At 35.8% G+C, this 16,744-nt stretch carries 16 protein-coding genes; 2 read left to right on the forward strand and 14 right to left on the reverse strand.

Features of this window, described 5'->3' with window-relative positions; translation table 11 throughout:
* Nucleotides 1–10: 10 nt before the first annotated feature.
* The 9 genes from MKY49_RS13210 to MKY49_RS13250 form a co-directional block, all read right to left on the reverse strand.
* Nucleotides 11–1,663: a M20/M25/M40 family metallo-hydrolase gene (locus MKY49_RS13210; protein WP_341386459.1), complete on the reverse strand. Its 1,653-nt coding sequence runs from the start codon at nucleotides 1,661–1,663 to the stop codon at nucleotides 11–13.
* A gap of 29 nt (nucleotides 1,664–1,692) precedes the next feature.
* Nucleotides 1,693–2,415: an amino acid ABC transporter ATP-binding protein gene (locus tag MKY49_RS13215; RefSeq protein ID WP_274793435.1), complete on the reverse strand. Its 723-nt coding sequence runs from the start codon at nucleotides 2,413–2,415 to the stop codon at nucleotides 1,693–1,695.
* Nucleotides 2,390–3,085: an amino acid ABC transporter permease gene (locus tag MKY49_RS13220; RefSeq protein WP_322610619.1), complete on the reverse strand. Its 696-nt coding sequence runs from the start codon at nucleotides 3,083–3,085 to the stop codon at nucleotides 2,390–2,392. Before MKY49_RS13220 ends, MKY49_RS13215 begins: the two co-directional genes overlap by 26 nt.
* Before the next feature lie 152 nt (nucleotides 3,086–3,237).
* The gene (locus MKY49_RS13225) at nucleotides 3,238–4,065 is read right to left on the reverse strand and encodes an ABC transporter substrate-binding protein (protein WP_341386460.1); all 828 of its coding nucleotides are present in this window, start codon (nucleotides 4,063–4,065) and stop codon (nucleotides 3,238–3,240) included.
* Between the two features lie 21 nt (nucleotides 4,066–4,086).
* Nucleotides 4,087–4,833, reverse strand: a complete 747-nt coding sequence (locus tag MKY49_RS13230; protein WP_312506498.1) for an SDR family NAD(P)-dependent oxidoreductase — start codon at nucleotides 4,831–4,833, stop codon at nucleotides 4,087–4,089.
* Nucleotides 4,834–4,844: 11 nt separating this feature from the next.
* Nucleotides 4,845–6,431, reverse strand: a complete 1,587-nt coding sequence (gene gcvPB, locus MKY49_RS13235) for an aminomethyl-transferring glycine dehydrogenase subunit GcvPB (protein ID WP_274793439.1) — start codon at nucleotides 6,429–6,431, stop codon at nucleotides 4,845–4,847.
* Between the two features lie 21 nt (nucleotides 6,432–6,452).
* Nucleotides 6,453–7,841 carry an aminomethyl-transferring glycine dehydrogenase subunit GcvPA gene (gene gcvPA, locus MKY49_RS13240; protein ID WP_341386461.1) on the reverse strand — a complete coding sequence of 463 codons (1,389 nt, stop codon included), beginning with the start codon at nucleotides 7,839–7,841 and terminating at the stop codon, nucleotides 6,453–6,455.
* A 24-nt stretch (nucleotides 7,842–7,865) separates the two neighbouring features.
* The gene (locus MKY49_RS13245) at nucleotides 7,866–8,636 is read right to left on the reverse strand and encodes an SDR family NAD(P)-dependent oxidoreductase (protein ID WP_274793441.1); all 771 of its coding nucleotides are present in this window, start codon (nucleotides 8,634–8,636) and stop codon (nucleotides 7,866–7,868) included.
* 328 nt (nucleotides 8,637–8,964) lie between these two features.
* Entirely contained in the window at nucleotides 8,965–10,356 is a 1,392-nt protein-coding gene (locus MKY49_RS13250; protein ID WP_274793442.1) for a sigma-54 interaction domain-containing protein, read from the reverse strand.
* 555 nt (nucleotides 10,357–10,911) lie between these two features.
* On the opposite strand from MKY49_RS13250, the gene rpoN reads away from it, so the two are divergent.
* Nucleotides 10,912–12,231 carry an RNA polymerase factor sigma-54 gene (gene rpoN / locus MKY49_RS13255; protein WP_341386935.1) on the forward strand — a complete coding sequence of 440 codons (1,320 nt, stop codon included), beginning with the start codon at nucleotides 10,912–10,914 and terminating at the stop codon, nucleotides 12,229–12,231.
* Between the two features lie 75 nt (nucleotides 12,232–12,306).
* Here the strand turns inward: rpoN and MKY49_RS13260 are convergent, their stop codons facing one another.
* From MKY49_RS13260 to MKY49_RS13275, 4 genes are all read right to left on the reverse strand, one after another.
* Nucleotides 12,307–12,600, reverse strand: coding sequence for a hypothetical protein (locus MKY49_RS13260; RefSeq protein WP_322606612.1), 294 nt, complete (start codon nucleotides 12,598–12,600; stop codon nucleotides 12,307–12,309).
* 135 nt (nucleotides 12,601–12,735) lie between these two features.
* The gene (locus MKY49_RS13265) at nucleotides 12,736–13,842 is read right to left on the reverse strand and encodes a PA2928 family protein (RefSeq protein WP_341386462.1); all 1,107 of its coding nucleotides are present in this window, start codon (nucleotides 13,840–13,842) and stop codon (nucleotides 12,736–12,738) included.
* A 28-nt stretch (nucleotides 13,843–13,870) separates the two neighbouring features.
* Nucleotides 13,871–14,701, reverse strand: coding sequence for a CbrC family protein (locus tag MKY49_RS13270; RefSeq protein ID WP_322610615.1), 831 nt, complete (start codon nucleotides 14,699–14,701; stop codon nucleotides 13,871–13,873).
* Nucleotides 14,702–14,733: 32 nt separating this feature from the next.
* Nucleotides 14,734–15,042 (reverse strand): antibiotic biosynthesis monooxygenase family protein, encoded by a 309-nt coding sequence (locus MKY49_RS13275; protein ID WP_341386463.1) that lies wholly within the window; start codon nucleotides 15,040–15,042, stop codon nucleotides 14,734–14,736.
* Nucleotides 15,043–15,129: 87 nt separating this feature from the next.
* Between MKY49_RS13275 and MKY49_RS13280 the strand changes: the two genes are divergently transcribed.
* On the forward strand, nucleotides 15,130–15,816 hold the full coding sequence (locus tag MKY49_RS13280) for an ArsR/SmtB family transcription factor (protein WP_341386464.1): 687 nt from the start codon (nucleotides 15,130–15,132) through the stop codon (nucleotides 15,814–15,816).
* 27 nt (nucleotides 15,817–15,843) lie between these two features.
* Here MKY49_RS13280 and MKY49_RS13285 read toward each other — a convergent pair whose 3' ends face one another.
* On the reverse strand, nucleotides 15,844–16,710 hold the full coding sequence (locus MKY49_RS13285) for a DMT family transporter (RefSeq protein ID WP_341386465.1): 867 nt from the start codon (nucleotides 16,708–16,710) through the stop codon (nucleotides 15,844–15,846).
* Nucleotides 16,711–16,744 lie beyond the last annotated feature (34 nt).

Raw genomic sequence — 16,744 nt, forward strand, 5'->3', positions numbered from 1 at the left:
CATGTATCCATTAATTATTTAGCAATTTATCTATTACTAGCTTTGTTAAATTGGGCATTATCTCCATAGTATATTTCAATTCGGTTCTTTCATATCTATTATGTGCATCATATCCATATGGCCCAATATTGATTGCAGGGATATTTAATTCTCTAATGGCATCATAATTTACATAATGTTTGGTTCCCCAGCTAGGATTATTGTTAATAACTGAATTCACACTATCTTCATCGACATTTATAGCGACGCAACTCATATCACAAATATGAGGGAAATAGTTTTTTTGAACAATAGGCTTATCATAATATGGTTGAACTTTTTCAACAGCATAGTCTAAAGCCATTAGTAAATTTTTTTCTTTTTCATTTTTCCCGGTTACTTCAACACATGGTGAGTACAATGAAGAATAAAAAATAATTATTGCAGGACTCTTATCCTTCGACCACTTCCAAACTTCTTCTACCACTCTTGCAGAATACATACGTACATCTAACGCTTTATTTTTTAATAGTTCCTGTTTAAAAATTTTTATATGTTCTTTGTAATCGTCCCCATATTCTACAATAATTGATTGTTCTAATTCTTCATAGAACAATACCCTTGTCTTCCATGGCAATTTTGCATATTCCTGACCACTTATTTCGCAATATCTCTTATAGTGATTGTTTAAATTAGTGATTGCATTATCAAATGCCATTTCTGCATGGATTTTTAACTTTTCTAAGACCTCTTTAGGTGACCAGGATTGCACAAAGAAATTATAATATACATAGGAAGCAAGAGCTGTCTGTACTGTATATGTTTCTTTAAAATCAGTTTGCTTCAAACTTACAGGTGGCATTGGTGTTTCTCCTAATGATTGATCACATAACTCTGGGTTATATGCAATTTGTCTAGTTAACTCTGCAGCAATATAGTTAGGGTCAAGTCCTTCAAAACTAGAACCTACATGACTTTCCGCCCCAGTAATATAAAAGGAAGGGAGTAGTTTACCGACGCTGCCTTTATATATATATCTACTTTCATCCCCCTCATACTTAGGAGCAACAAAATCGGAGTTAATTAATGCTGCGTAATCAAAACCATGTTCTTCTTTTAACCTTTTTAGATCCGTTAAACCAGACAATACTCCATGGGAACTATCCTCCTCATCACACTCAGCAAAAAATACAATGTTTCCATTCAGTTCCTCTGGATGTTCAGAATAATATTTTAATAAATAATAATGGCTTGCAACACCACTCTTCATATCAAGTGTTCCTCTACCAAATAACCATTCATTTGATTCTAAATGCTCTCTTACCAACGGCGGCACTTTTTCACTCTTTAACACTTCATGAAGTTCATTAGGTAAACAAGCTTTCTCCTTCAAACTATTATAATCATCGATACCTACCGTATCTGTATGTCCCATTAACACAACCGTTTTATTACTATCTCCTTTAGTACCTTTTACACAGGCAAACACATTGTATCTTTCAACCTCATCATCTATCGTACGTGAAGTAAATACATAACTGGAGTTTTTCTGGAAATAAGGCAGACTAGAAATTGTTTTAGCCAGTGACTTTGAAATATCAATTTCCCCTTCGGTATTTACAACGCTTTCAATATTTACAAGCTCGTTCGTAACCCTTAATACTTCTTCATACGTTTTTAACATCGATCATCATCCCCTAATTACAGAAATAATTATAAAACCTGCTGTAAAAACTTAATGGTTCTTTCTTGTTTTGGAGCTTTAAAAATTTCTACTGGAGAGCCCTCTTCAATAATTTTACCGTCTGCTAACATAATTACCCTATCGGCTACTTCCTTAGCGAAGCCCATTTCATGTGTGACGACGACCATCGTCATGCCGTCTTTAGCAAGGCTTTTCATGGTTTCTAGAACTTCCCCTACCAACTCAGGATCCAATGCTGATGTTGGTTCATCAAATAACATAACACTCGGATTCATTGCAAGTGCCCTAGCAATAGCAACTCGTTGTTTTTGACCACCAGATAGTTGTTCCGGATAGTAATTAGCTTTATCAGCAAGACCAACTCGTTCTAACAAACTCATAGCAAATTTAATTGCTTCTTCTTTACTTTGCCTTTTTACCTGAATAGGTGCTTCTATTATATTTTGTAAAACACTTAAATGGGGAAATAAATTGAAATGTTGAAATACCATACCCATATTTTCTCTTACAAGATTTAAATTAGTTCTTTTTACATCAATAATTTCATCATTAATGCTTATCGTACCTGAATCTAATATTTCCAAAAAATTCATACAGCGTAATAAAGTGCTCTTCCCTGAGCCACTAGCCCCTATGAGAACAACTACTTCCGATTTATTAATTTCAAGGTTTATATCTTTTAACACCTTCAAGTCACCAAATGATTTAGAAAGCGATTTCAACTTTATCACGTTTTTTCCTCCTTCCAACATCCAGTCGACTTTCAAGTTTATTAAATAACAATGTGAATAATAAGACTAAAATTAAATAATAAATTCCTACAACAAAGTATGTTTCAAGAGGCATATAATTGTAAGCTTGGGTTGATAGTGCATGGTTAAATAATTCAGATACTGCAATGTAGGCTACTAAAGACGAATCTTTTAACCCTATGATGAATTGATTAGCTAATGCTGGAATAGCTCTTTTAAAACTCTGTGGCAAAATAATTCGTCTCATTGTTTTAAAATAGGTCATTCCTAAAGATCGACCAGCCTCCATTTGGCCTTTATCTATAGATTGAATGGATCCACGGAAAATTTCTGCAATATAAGCTCCTGAATGGATTCCAAGCGCAATGGCCCCAGCTGCAAAGTCTGTTAAGGTAAAGATACTAGAAATTCCATAGTATAAGAACATAAGTTGTACAATTAAAGGCATACCACGAACAACAAAAATATAGGTATTAGCAATACTTTCCAGGATTTGAATATTGGATACTTTAAAAAAGGCAAACACTAACCCAATCACACATGCAATAAATAAAGAAACTATTGTTAACTCAATGGTTAAAACGGTCGCTTTTAAAAACTCAATGCCATGCTTTTGAAATATTGATGTTACATTTGTGAGAAAATCCATAGTAATCACCTAACCTCTTTTAAGGATGTGGATATGAAAGACACTTATTTAGAAAGTAAAATAGAAAGAATTTTCAATTTACTTAGCTTATAATTCAATTATTTTCTATGCCTAGTACATCTTTAGCATACTAGGCACACTATTTTTAACAGTTACTCTAACAAGTCTTTCCCAAACCATTTCATACTTATTTCTTTATACGTTCCATCTTCGACCATCTCTTCAATCGCTTTATTAATCGCCTCTAATAAAACTTCGTTATCTTTATTAATCGCCACTGCTATTTCTTCTCTTTTAATGACCTCTCCTAGGGCTTGAATCTTCAATCCTGACTCTTGCATTGCTGAAATACCTACAATTCTATCTGTAATCACTGCATCTAGACGACCGGGTGGAAGATCCTGTAATGCATAAATTTCACTAGGGAATTCTTTGATTTTATCTGTATATTTCTTTGCATCTTCAACATAAGTACTAGCTTGCATAACACCAATCGTTTTTCCCTTTAAATCTTCTACTGTTTTAATATCCTTATTTTCACTAGAGATAAATACTGTAGCACCTGAAACATAATAAGGGATTGAGAAATCAACCTGTTTAGACCTTTCCTCAGTTGCTGTCATACTACCAATAATCGCATCATATTTATTTCCTCGTAACCCTTGAATAATCGTTTCCCATGGATTGGTTACGGGATTTGCTTCAAGGCCAATCCTCTTTGAGATTTCTTTCCCGATCTCAACATCAAAGCCGACTAGTTCTTGATTTTCCTTATAATTTAATGGTTTTAGTAAACCACTCATTGCAAATGTTAACTTTCCGTCCTTAACCAATTTCATTTCTGTTGCTACACCTTTGTCTTGATCCTCACTTTTTGCATCCGCAGTTGCCGCAACTTGTGTATTTGTTCTATTGTCCGAACATGCCGCCATCAACGAAATGACCAACACCAATAATAAATAGAATGTATTTTTCTTCATCAAATAACCCCTTCCATTTAATTAAGCTAGTTCTCCACCATCAATAGCAATGGCTTGTCCGGTAATATAGGACGAATCATCCGAAGCAAGGAAAGCGTATAATGCTCCGACTTCTTGAGGATCTGCATGTCGTTTCAGGGGGATACCTTCATTGACAACTTCCAACATAGCTGGTGTATATTCAGCCATTTGCATTGGCGTTAGCACGTATCCAGGACATATCGTATTTACTCTGATATTTGGAGCAAGCTCTAACGCCATTGTTTTTGCTAATAGATTAACACCTGCTTTGGAAGCGTTGTAATCCGCATAGAATGGATGACCTGTCACTCCATTTGTAGACGCTGTCATAAGTATGACACCCTTGCCCTGCTCCACCATAATTTTTGCGGCTGCTTGTGAAGTATAAAATACACCGTTTAGATTAATGTTTAATACTTTATTCCATTGTTCAGGACTAATATCAAGAAACTTATTGCGAATGCTAATACCTGCATTCGCAATAAAAACATCTACACCACCTAAATCTCTTTTTATATTCTCAAAAACAGCATTTACATTTTCAGGGTTACTAACATCTACTACATATCCTTTAGCAATTCCGGGATTTTCTTTTATCGATTGTTCAATACCTTCTTTATTAATATCTAAAATAGCCACTATCGATTCTTCTTCTATAAAACGTTGTGCTGTGGCTAATCCTATACCACTAGCGCCTCCCGTGATGACGACTCTCTTATTTTTTAAACTTCTATGATTGGTTCTCATCCTAACACCCCCTACCTATTATTTATTAATACTTCCTTTTTATTTTTCATCTTTTGTTGATATACCCTCCATGAAATACACCATTTTGATGGCTCATCTAAATAATCTGCTTCAATTAATTGATGAATTGTACTATTTTGCGGTGCTGCTTTAACAATTTCTGGCGTTTCGTATGCTTCTTTAGAAATCTGCTCCAGCGCTTGAATATATTCATCTAAATCTGCTTTAGAATAGGATTCTGTTGGTTCAAGTGTAAATGGTTGCGGAACAATATAAGGATGATGACTAGTCCAGTAATGTAAACCGAAGTCAGTCATTCGGCGCTGCACATCCTCTGTTGTCACACCTGTTTCTTTCTCCAGTTGCTCCCAACTATATCGAACTTGCTCTAATCGTTGCCCTTGTATATACGGCACACTTACACCACGAATTTTTGATACTTTACTATACAGATAATTATTATTTAATACAGCTGTTTCTGCCACGGCTTTAAGACCATCTGCTCCTAGTGCTCTAACCCAAGCATAAGAGCGTAAAATAGTTTGTGCTACCCCATGGAATGATCGTACTTTTCCAATCGAATGCTCTAATTGATCATTTAACACATACTGGTCTCCAACCTTCTCAACAATTGGTCCTGGCAAATATGGCTTTAATTCTTCTGTCACCCCGAGCGCCCCTGTTGCTGGTCCTCCACACATGTGAGGTGCTGCAAATGTTTTGTGAAGATTGAAGAAACACATGTCAAAGCCTGCTTCTCTTGCTCGTGTAATTCCTAACAGTCCATTGGCATTTGCCTGGTCGTAGTAACAAATTCCACCTGCATCATGTACTATTTTCGTAAATTCCTTAATTTTAGAATTATAAATTCCTGTATCTTCAGGGTTAGCTACTACAAATCCAGCAGTTCTTTCTGATACAACTTCTTTCAATTTATTAATATCTGGGAAACCATTTTCATCTGGGGGAATAGTAATTATTTTGTAACCTTTTACTACTGCTGTAGCTGCTTGAGATGGATGAGAGAAGATGGTTGTAATAATTTCATTACGTTGATCTGCCTCACCTTTCACTTCAAAATATTTGCGTACAATTGATGCCATGGCAAACAATGCTTGTGTCCCACCACTTGGTTGGAAGGAGAAGCGATCCATCCCGGAAATTTCACGCATCGCTAAGTCCATATTGTGAATGATTTCGAGCATTCCTTGGACAGTACTTGGATCTTGTAAAGGGTGAAGTTCCATTATTTTAGGATTACGAATAAGCAATTCATTAATTTTAGGAATATACTTCATCGTACAAGTACCTTGTCCAATTTCAACATTAAAATCAGAGCCTAATGTTTCTTGTGAAAGCCTTACATAATGTCGTAGCACACGTGCTTGACCGATTTCTGGTAAATTCAGTTTAGCTACCCTTTTCATATTTTGCGGTAAAGATGAAACACCATCACCGACCGCTTCTACTACCTCATTTGAAGGTTGTGGAACTTCTACTCCGACTTCTCCTGGTTGATGTAACTCAAAAATAATAGGTTCATTCCATTTAGCTTGATGAAAGTCTTTATTTACATTATCTCTTACAATCTTATCCATGTTAAAACTCCTTTCCACCATTTAATTTCCAGTAATTGTAGATAAAGCATTCACTAGCTTATCGATATCCTCTTTTGTGTGAACTTCGGTTACACAATAGAGTGCTGCTTGACCATATTCAGGAAACTCCAACGATAAATCTTTACCGCCAAAGATTTTTTGCTCTAGTAATCGTGAATTAATTTCTTCTACTGTTAATCCTGTATCATTAAAATCTATAATGAACTCTTTGAAAAATGGTGAGGTAATTCTTGAACCTCGAATGTTTTTAATCGTATTCAATTGCATTACTGCATACTGACTGTTTTGCATGATAACTTGACCTAACTCATACAGGCCATTAGGTCCCATTAATGATAAATACACACCTGCCGTAATACCCCAAAGAGCTGTTTGTGTACCTACAGATTCCTTACCATTTTCTCGATCCGCAAATGAAGTACGATCATAGGCAATGTCACCGAAACCATATTCACCTTTCTTAATAGTCGGAATGATACCGAACAAGCGGGATGGATATTCATTCACAAATTTCGGGTCGTTATAGGTTGCAATAAATCCAGCTTGCCCTCCACTATAATTCATGTGCATACCTAATGGTTGAAGATCTCCACAAACAATATCAGCCCCATATTGACTTGGTGGTGCCAAAACCCCTAGTGAACTTGGATCAACTCCAACAATCATCAGTACGCCATATTTTTTAGCTAGTTGTGAAATTTCCTGTCCTTGCGACTCGATGAAGCCTAAATACGATGGATTTTCGAAGTAAATAGCTGCAACCTCGTTTGACAATTTTGCTTCTAAATCGGCTAAGTCCATTAATCCTGTATTAATATTAAATTTGACCCCTTCAAATGATAATTGGGGTGTACCATAGTTTGTTATAACTCTTCTGCGTTCTGGAGAAAGTGTATTAGCAAGTAAAATCTTCGTACGCTTTGTAATCCGACTAGCCATACGAATCGCCGTAGATGCAGCTTGAGCCCAATCAAATGTGGGAACATTAACAACTTCCATATCCACAAGCTCCGCCATCAAGCTTTGGTATTCAAATAATGCTTGAAAGCGACCATGATCCTCATAGGGCTCTCCTGCATAAGCTGTTAAAAACTCCGCACGTTGGTTCACTTCATCACATACGGCTGGAATGAAGTGTTGCCAGCAACCCGCTCCTAGAAAATTAATGTATTCATTGGAGCTTATATTTTTATTTAAAAGCCCATCAATATGGCGTCGTAACTCTAATTCATTCAAAGCTTTCGGGATATCCATCGTACCTTTAAAATGTAAATTTTCCGGAATGCACGAATAAAGCTCCTCAACGGATTGAACTCCTATTTCCTCTAACATTTCTTGTTTGACCTCAGATACCATATTAGGAATATATGGATGAACCTTTTTACTCATTTAAAATGCCTCCCTCTATATTTTTTAGGCTAATCCGCCACCATCAACTGTTAATGTAGTTCCTGTAACCCAAGCTGATAAATTACTTGCAAGGAATAGAACCCCTTTCGCAATATCTTCAGGTGTTCCTAGTCTTGCTAACGGTCTATCTACAGCCGAACTACGTAAAAAACTTGATTCGTCTATGTTTAATTGTTTTGCCTCCCCACGTAGTAATGGTGTGTCAGTATCTCCAGGACAAATGCAATTTACGCGTATATTTTCAGGGCCATGGTCAATGGCCATAGCCTTTGTTAAATTTACAACTCCTGCTTTTGCAGCACAGTAAGATGCGGCTTTGTCTCCACCTTTGATTCCCCATCCTGAACCTGTATTAATGATACTGCCACCGTTATCTCTCATGAGTGGGATTAAGTATTTAGAAAGTAGATAAACCCCTTTAAGTGAAACATTAATAACAGCATCCCAATCCGCTTCGTCTAGATCCACTACTGTTTTTCTGCGAATAATACCCGCATTATTAAAAAGTACATCTACTTTTCCGTATCTTTTCTGGATAGAATCAGCCACATTTTGGCAGTCTTGTGTATTCGTCACATCGCATTTTAAAAACTCAACATCTAAACCAGCCTCTTTTAAATTTTTTTCTGTATCTTCACCTTTTTGTTGATCTATATCTAGAATCACAGTTTTCGTTCCCAACTCACTTAATAATTTAGCTGTAGCAAGACCAATCCCCGAGGCCCCTCCTGTAATCACAGCCACTTTACCTTCTAATTCAAAGTAGTCTTCCAAATACATCTTCCTCCTTTCATTTCCTTACTATATATCTAGCAAAATACGTGCCAACTGTAGAAAACTTAATTTCACAAAGCTATTCAATCTGCAGAAAAGTCAGAAACTTCAGGTGTTAAAGCTACTTTTTCATAATGCGATCAATAGGAGAGTTAACAATATACTCACTTTCCTTTTGCCATATTTGTCATTTCTGTTGTCACTTTTGTCATTAAAATTAACCATAAAAAAACACAAATACCTAGGAAGTTCACTTTAAATTACTCAAAGGAGGTGAGGAATTTAAAAATCTTCCACAAGCTTGGTATTTGTGTCAAACTAATTTATACTATAAATTTACACTTTTTAGTTTTCTATAAAGCGTCCTTGTACTTATTCCCAATTCTTCGGCAACTCGTTCTTTTCCAGCAGTATCATCTCCATATCGAGCGAGCATTTGGTAGATGACCTCCATTTCTGTATCTTTTAATATAGTAGAATTGCTATAAAGATTTTTCGCTTTATTCTTTTCGATAATATATTTGGGTAAGCTTTCCTTAGTTAATTGTAGGGAATTTTCCATTACCATACTGTACTCTAATACATTTTCTAACTCTCTTATGTTCCCTGGCCAAGAGTATAATTTCAACTCCTCCAAAAATTCATTTGAAAAATCTTTAATAAATTTCCCTGTTTTATGCTGAATCTTTTCAAGTAGCTTTTCAATCAAATATTCAATTTCATCCGTTCTTTCCTTTAAAGGGGGCAACGTTAAAGGGATAACATTTAGACGATAATATAAGTCCGAACGAAACTCACCTTTTCTCACCATATCTTCTAAAGATTTATTTGTAGCAGCAATAATTCTTACATTTACTTTTCTAGGCTCAATTGCTCCGACTCTATAAATAAGTCCATCTTGCAATACCGTTAACAGCTTTGCCTGTAAATGTAATGGTAATTCTGTAATTTCATCGAGGAATAAAGTGCCCTTGTCTGCCACTTCAAAATAGCCCATTTTTCCTTTTCTTCTTGCCCCTGTAAACGCCCCTTCATCATAGCCAAATAACTCACTTTCAAACAAGTTTTCAGGAATACTTGCACAATTCAGCTCTATAAATTTCCCTTTATGTGTAATGCTATTTGAATGGATATATTTAGCTAATAAACTTTTTCCCGTCCCCGTCTCTCCCGTTATGACAATTGACGATGGGCTATTTGCAATACTACTTAACTTACTCTTGATAAGTTGTAAGTGAGGTGCGTTGCCTAATACATATTTCGTGTCAGTTCCTTTTTTATTTTCAAGTAATAAATAGGATCCTTCACTGTTCAAGGCATTGATAATCATATCTCCCAACCGAGTTAACCAATTCTGATATATCTTCTGCTCAGAAGAAAGTTTTTTCTCCCCCTCCTCTGTAAAACTGACAAATGTCAAATATCCGAAGTGACGATCTCCTTTTACTAAATTCATCATCATTTCCACTTTAGATGGACAATTATTTTGGAATCTACAACCAGAACACACTTTCATTTGGCCAGGCTTTTGTAAATATTGAACAGACTTAGAATAATATTTTTGGAAGAACGGCAGGTGTACTGTTATCCCTTTTTGCTTTCTATATTCTTCTGTTGCTAGAAATACTTCACCATTTGAAGTGAAATAGGCCATTTCTAATTGTAATAGTTCACCAAAAGCATCCAGCATAGATTGCACTAATTTTTCGGCATTCAACATCATATCCCTCCACATACATCAAAAAAGTAATAATACTAATTTAGTTATAGTAAAAAATAGCTCCTAATTAAACTATGTTATATGGAACGGAAGCCCAATTATCTTCTCTTTTTTAATTCGCCAAAAGTTACATCTTACCTTTAAAATTTTCTGTCAGTAAGGATAATATAGAATCCCTTTCCAATTAGAAAACTTGTAGGTAGGATTCACAACAAAAAAGCCACCCAAAATTGAGGCCCTATAAAAGTAAAACTTAATACTTAATGGGGCAGTACATGGGTAGCTAATTTAATTATTTATATTGTAATCTATGAAACATTAGTGCATTAGAGGGGAACATGTCAAGTCGGTTCCATGGTTGAATCCTCTATCATTAGGAGCATAAAATTACCAGATAACCTAAGATCCATTAACTATGTGATATACCGTTCTGTTTGTAGTCTTCATTCGCTTCCTACAAATAATCTTTATTAACTATTTGATCTATTATAGACAAAAAATCTAGATTAGATAATAATAACATTACATAGAGAAAATGAGGTGATTCCCTTGAAAATGAATTTAAACGTCTCACAACAAATTACCCAAACGTTGACAACCGAACTCATTCATCAATTGGAACTACTACAATACTCCAGCTCAGAATTAGAACAACATATTTATGAGAAATCAAATGAAAACCCTTTATTAACTGTAATTGAGAAAAATATGAATCATACAAAGGACATTGTAGACCTTGCCACAATGTCTATAAAAGGTATTCAACCTAAGCAAAAACAACATTATGATTTTATTCAAACTCGGCTAACACAGCAACATTCATACATTACCCAACTACTTGATCAAATACCCTTCCACCCAGATATTACACCGCATGATAGAGATATTTTAAAATATTTCATATGTAACCTCGATGAACACTTATTTTTAAATGTAGACCTATCCAAAGTTGCTGAATCTTTTAACATCTCTTTAGACCATATAAAAATACTTCTAGAACTATTACAAACCTTCGAACCTCTTGGCGTTGGAGCAACAGATTTTAAGGAATATTTATTAATTCAAATATACAATGATCTAGAAGCCCCACCTTTTGCAGCTCAATTCATACAACATCATTTAGAGCAAGTAGCTAATTTATCAATTAAATTGTTAAGTACGACTTATGACATTTCTATAGAAGAAACGCAAAGAACCATACAATATATACGAAACCTACAACCAATCCCAATTTCACTGGATAGTCATACGAATAACGAATATATTATACCTGATATAATCATCAGTAAACTGAATGGGGAATGGATTATAGAAGTTAATAATCGGTTTTTACCTAAAATAGAAATTAATCAAAATTACGTAGATCTACTAAAAGAATCCGTTGAAGATTATGCCTATTACCAACAATGCATGAACGATATCATTGTTTTAACGCAAGGGATTGCTCAGCGTGATAAAACATTATACAGCCTGACACGATTACTTCTTGATATGCAAGCTTCATTCTTTGAGCATGGAATAAATGCCTTATCTCCAATGCGTTTAAAAGATGTTGCACAAGCATTAAATATGCATGAATCCACGATAAGTCGTGCGGTTAAAAATAAATATATCCGTACAGAACATGGCGTCTTTGCACTACAGTCTCTATTTACAAAAGGCATAATCAATGACGCTGGAAAACTTGATTCTGTATCATTTGTCAAACGCCGCATTAAAGAATTAGTAGAAAATGAAAATAGGAAATTCCCTCTATCAGATCAACAACTAACGGAAGAATTAGAAGCGGAGGGTGTTCGAATTTCACGTCGAACAGTTTCAAAATATCGTAAAGAAATGAACATAGCCAATTCATCTAAACGTATTTATTTATAAAGAGAAAAATAAATACCCCTCATTTGGGCTGACTGTCTTAAAAAAGCGAGCAGTTCCTAAATGAAGGGTTTTTTATCACTTCTTATAACCAGCCTTTTTTAATACCTGCATGAAATAAAAGCGATACGTATTTTGGACAAATGTCTCTAATGGGAGTCCCACATTGACCTGATATTTAGTAAAAATAAAATAAAATCGTTTGTCCCATTTTAAACGTAATAGCTCTCCTGCCTCTTCACCATACTTCGCTGTAAATTCCATAATCAAGGGCTCAATCATCTCATAACAATAGTCTTTTAAGTTGGCGAGAGCTTCTATATCTTTATCTCTTTGAAAGCGAATAATCCATTCTACTAATTGCTCGTTCATTCGTCGTCATCCTTTTAAGTAGTGTTTCTTCCTATTTAAATTATACGCTATTTTACAAGAATCGAAAAAAGAACTATGATTCTCCTTGATTATTTACTTCCCTTAATACAAGGGCCTTGTTCAATATGTTCACGTTTAATCGATCGGTCGATTCCATCGTAGATGATAGTGAACGGTCTTCTTCCTTGTTTCCTTATCTAAAACAACTAGCCTATCACCCGCTTGAATGACATAGGTATTCTCTAATATGCGAACACCAGGCTGTTGTTGCTCTTGGTTGATGATCCCTATATTTTCTTCCCATATTATTTGATGTTTGTTCATATCGTACAGTAGTAAAATATGATCCGCACTTTCTCGCTGTGTTTTTCGATAAGAAACGATCGCCGTTTTTTGGGCTATATCCACATCAATCACTTTAGGTTCTAAATTTTGATAAGCTTGTATGGCAGGCTCTGTTAGGACAGCTCGACTAAAATTATTGATTGCTTGATCGTCTTCTACTGGCTGTTGATGCGTGGCAAAATAACCAGGTAAAGATGCTTCAATAAAGAAGCGTGCTGAAAGATAGTCTTTAGCTTTTGGCTCCTCGCTTAACGTCTTCCCATCATAGCGATAGAATTTCCCATCGACACCCTCCAAATATAAATTATTTTCTAAGGCTACCATCTGATGGGCACCATTGCTCAACACATCTATTAATGGCTGATGCTGCTGACGAAATTCTTTTTCAGAGAGTATTTCTTTGCCTGTTGTCATATCTAGCAATGACAATTGGCCAAATTCATCGTCACGATGATGAATAAGGAGACCACCCATAAATTTCCCAATAAGTGTTTCTTTAGAAGAGGAAGATTGTGTCCACTGCTTTTCTCCTGTCTCGATATTCACTGCAACGAGGAGATAATGAGAAATTATATGTGTAATACCATTCGATGTTCCGTTATTTTCAGAGCCTCGCACCATTTGAACAGCAATACTTTGTGAATCATCTGTATAAATGGCGGAATCTGATTTGATTGGAAAAGCTCTCCCTGCTAAGCCAAAAATAATCATTAAGAAATTGCTGATCAATAAAAAAATAATGAGCAAAATGCTAGACGTGATGAGCCGTTTCCGTTTTATAACGATAAACAATACTAGTAATAATCCTAAGCCCAATATGACATATAAAAAAATATCGTGGATTAACCAACCATTTAAGCACCAAGAATACAAATATCGTTGAAGAAATTGTTCCATTTTTCTACCTCCTTAAAACCAAAAACTATTAGCTAAAATCAGAATATAGTACATATCGGTCACATTCTAAGCACTGAAATAAATAGCCTTGATGATGACCATTGTTCATTAAGGATGCAGAAAGTTCATCTTTCGAAAAGCCTGTGTAATTGTCAAATTCATTGTCTATCCCTAGCTCCACTAAATCACTCCAGCCGACATAGCCGATAAACGCACAATAGTCCGAACAATGAGCCACCCAATTATTGCCCTGCCAGCTTACATAGCCAGGCGTTCGATAGAGCACTTCCTCGGCAAACTTAGGATTCGTAACCTGTTCATCATCTAGTAAGTCTTGCTGGAAAGAACCATCATATTTTTGAGCTGCTTCCCCACTATGTATGCAGGAAGGACAAAGATAATCTACATCCTCAATTGCATAAATACCACCAGTATAATAGACATCAACCTCCTGCTGGCAACAATCACATACAACGAATTCATCTGTTTCAAAAATTTTAGCTTCGAGAGGGTTTGGTAAATATTTAAACGTTGGGATTTTCGTTTTTAATTGCCGATGTTCTCTAATTTTTCTTGGTAACAGAGGATTAACGGAATTTGGTTTATTTATGTAGGTTTGGAGAACGCCATATTTTTTCAGATCTTTCTTATCTGCTTTATTCATAATAGTTGTAAATAATTGATAAGCTTCTGGATACATTCTTAGTAAGCAATAAACCTCTACTAGTATCCTTAACGTTTCTTCAGTTTGTGGCTCCTGCTTTACTTGATCTTTGAAAGCATGCATTTCATTAATCGTTATTGGATTGGAAGGATTAAAATTTTTTCTAAGTTCATGCCATTTGTCCGCGATTATCATTATAAAGTAGGCCCCCTTCTCATTCACTATTTCTATTTTACAAAAGAATACTCTTTTATTATTTGGCAGATTTCTACTTGATAGTTTGTGTACCATTTACCTTCACCCAATTGTTGTGCAGTCAAATGCTTGGCATTGTCTTTCCAGGCTTGAATAGCTTCTAGTGATTCCCAATAGGACACCGTAATACCTCTACCTTCATCGTTTCTTACACTTTCAACACGCAGGAAGCCAGGCTGTTGCTGTGCCAATGTGTTTATTATTTCCGCCATCTCGCCATAGCCCTCCCCATCTCGTTCGGTTCTTTGCGATGTAAAAATTACTGCATAGTACGTTTCCATTTATTTCTCCTCCTCTATAACTTTTATTGTAAACGATAATAACTTTGACTAAAATCATAATATAGAAAATTGAAAGGATTGTGACATATGGGAATTAATCCAAACATGGCTGAAGTTGCATCACTACTCGGCGATACATCAAGAGCCACCATCCTTGCTAGTATGATGGACGGCCGTTTCCATACTGCTAGTGAACTGGCATATATGGCTGCCATCAAACCTCAAACTGCTAGCTTTCATCTTGCTAAATTAATCGAAGGTAAGCTGATAAAAGTTGAAAAACAGGGCCGACACCGTTATTTTCAATTAGCTGGTGAAGATATTGCTCAATTTTTGGAGTCTTTCTTAGCCATCTCACCTCCACCAGAGGTCCGTTCTTTAAAACAATCGAGCCAAATGAAATTATTACAGGATGCTCGCACTTGCTATGATCATTTAGCAGGTAAATTAGGAGTCCAATTAACGGAAGCCTTGACGGATGCAGGTTATATAAAATTAGAGGATAAGCAATTTGTCTTAACAGAAGAAGGCACTTTATTTTTCACTACATTTGGGCTTGATTTAGCTGCTGTAAAAAGAAAAAGACGCTCCTTTTCTCATGCCTGCTTAGATTGGAGTGAACGACGATACCATTTGGCTGGTGCACTTGGTAGCGAACTATTAAACCAATTATTGAGCCTCGGCTGGCTTACACGAGTACCTTCTATTCGCGCCATCAAAGTGACAGAGAAAGGTAGGACAGGTTTTAAAGAGATATTCCATATAGATTGCTAACAAAATAGAGGGCTAAGAGGTTATCTCCTAGCCCGTTCCTTTACTAAACGTCCGATTGACTAAATAAATGCCACTAATGATAAACAACCCGCCCATAACGAGTGATTGTTTTAGCGGTTCGTTTAATAACACCCAGCCTGTTAACACGCCAAAAAAAGGAGCTAAAAATAAATAGGCACTTGTTTTCCCTGGATCACTATTTTGAAGAAGATAGTACCACCCTGCAAATTGAATGATGGAAGAAAGAAGGCTAAGCCATAACAAAAGTAAGATGGACTGCTGATGAACAATAAAGAATGGTTGCTCTAGCAAGGTGCTACCTAGCAAAAGAAGTACTCCTCCAAATAGCATTTGATAGGCTGATAGAACCCAAGTATCAAATAATACGCCCCATTTTTTCACTAATAGGGTCGCAATGGCCCAAAAAATTGCTGATAGAAGCCCAAACAGAATACCCATCTTTAATTCAAAATGAGCCCCCATGGTAATAATCACCCCTATTAAGCCAAGTAAAACGCCTATCCATTGATAGAAGCGGTAACGTGCTTTCATAAAAATGGTGGCAAATATCACAACGAATAAGGGATTTGTAAAGGTTAAAATAGAAGATTCACTGGCTGTAATCGTGCGAAGACTTAAAAAAATGCACCCCATGACACCAGCTGTTTGAAACGACCCAATGATACAAAGCTTGAACCATTCTTCCTTTGAAGCAGGATGTGGCCTTTTAAAGATCCTAACAACAACAGCCATAATTATACCTGCCAGTATAAATCGAAATGCAGCCAATAATAAAGGCGAAGAATACACTAATCCTATTTTTACGATGGCAAATGATGAACCCATTAAAAAGGTTGTTATCACTAATAAAGCAATAAATTGATAGTTTTTCATAACTAGCTCCTCACATAATTTAATCTTGCTATAT

This window comes from Lysinibacillus sp. FSL M8-0134 (assembly GCF_038069745.1).
Taxonomy (GTDB): domain Bacteria; phylum Bacillota; class Bacilli; order Bacillales_A; family Planococcaceae; genus Lysinibacillus; species Lysinibacillus irui.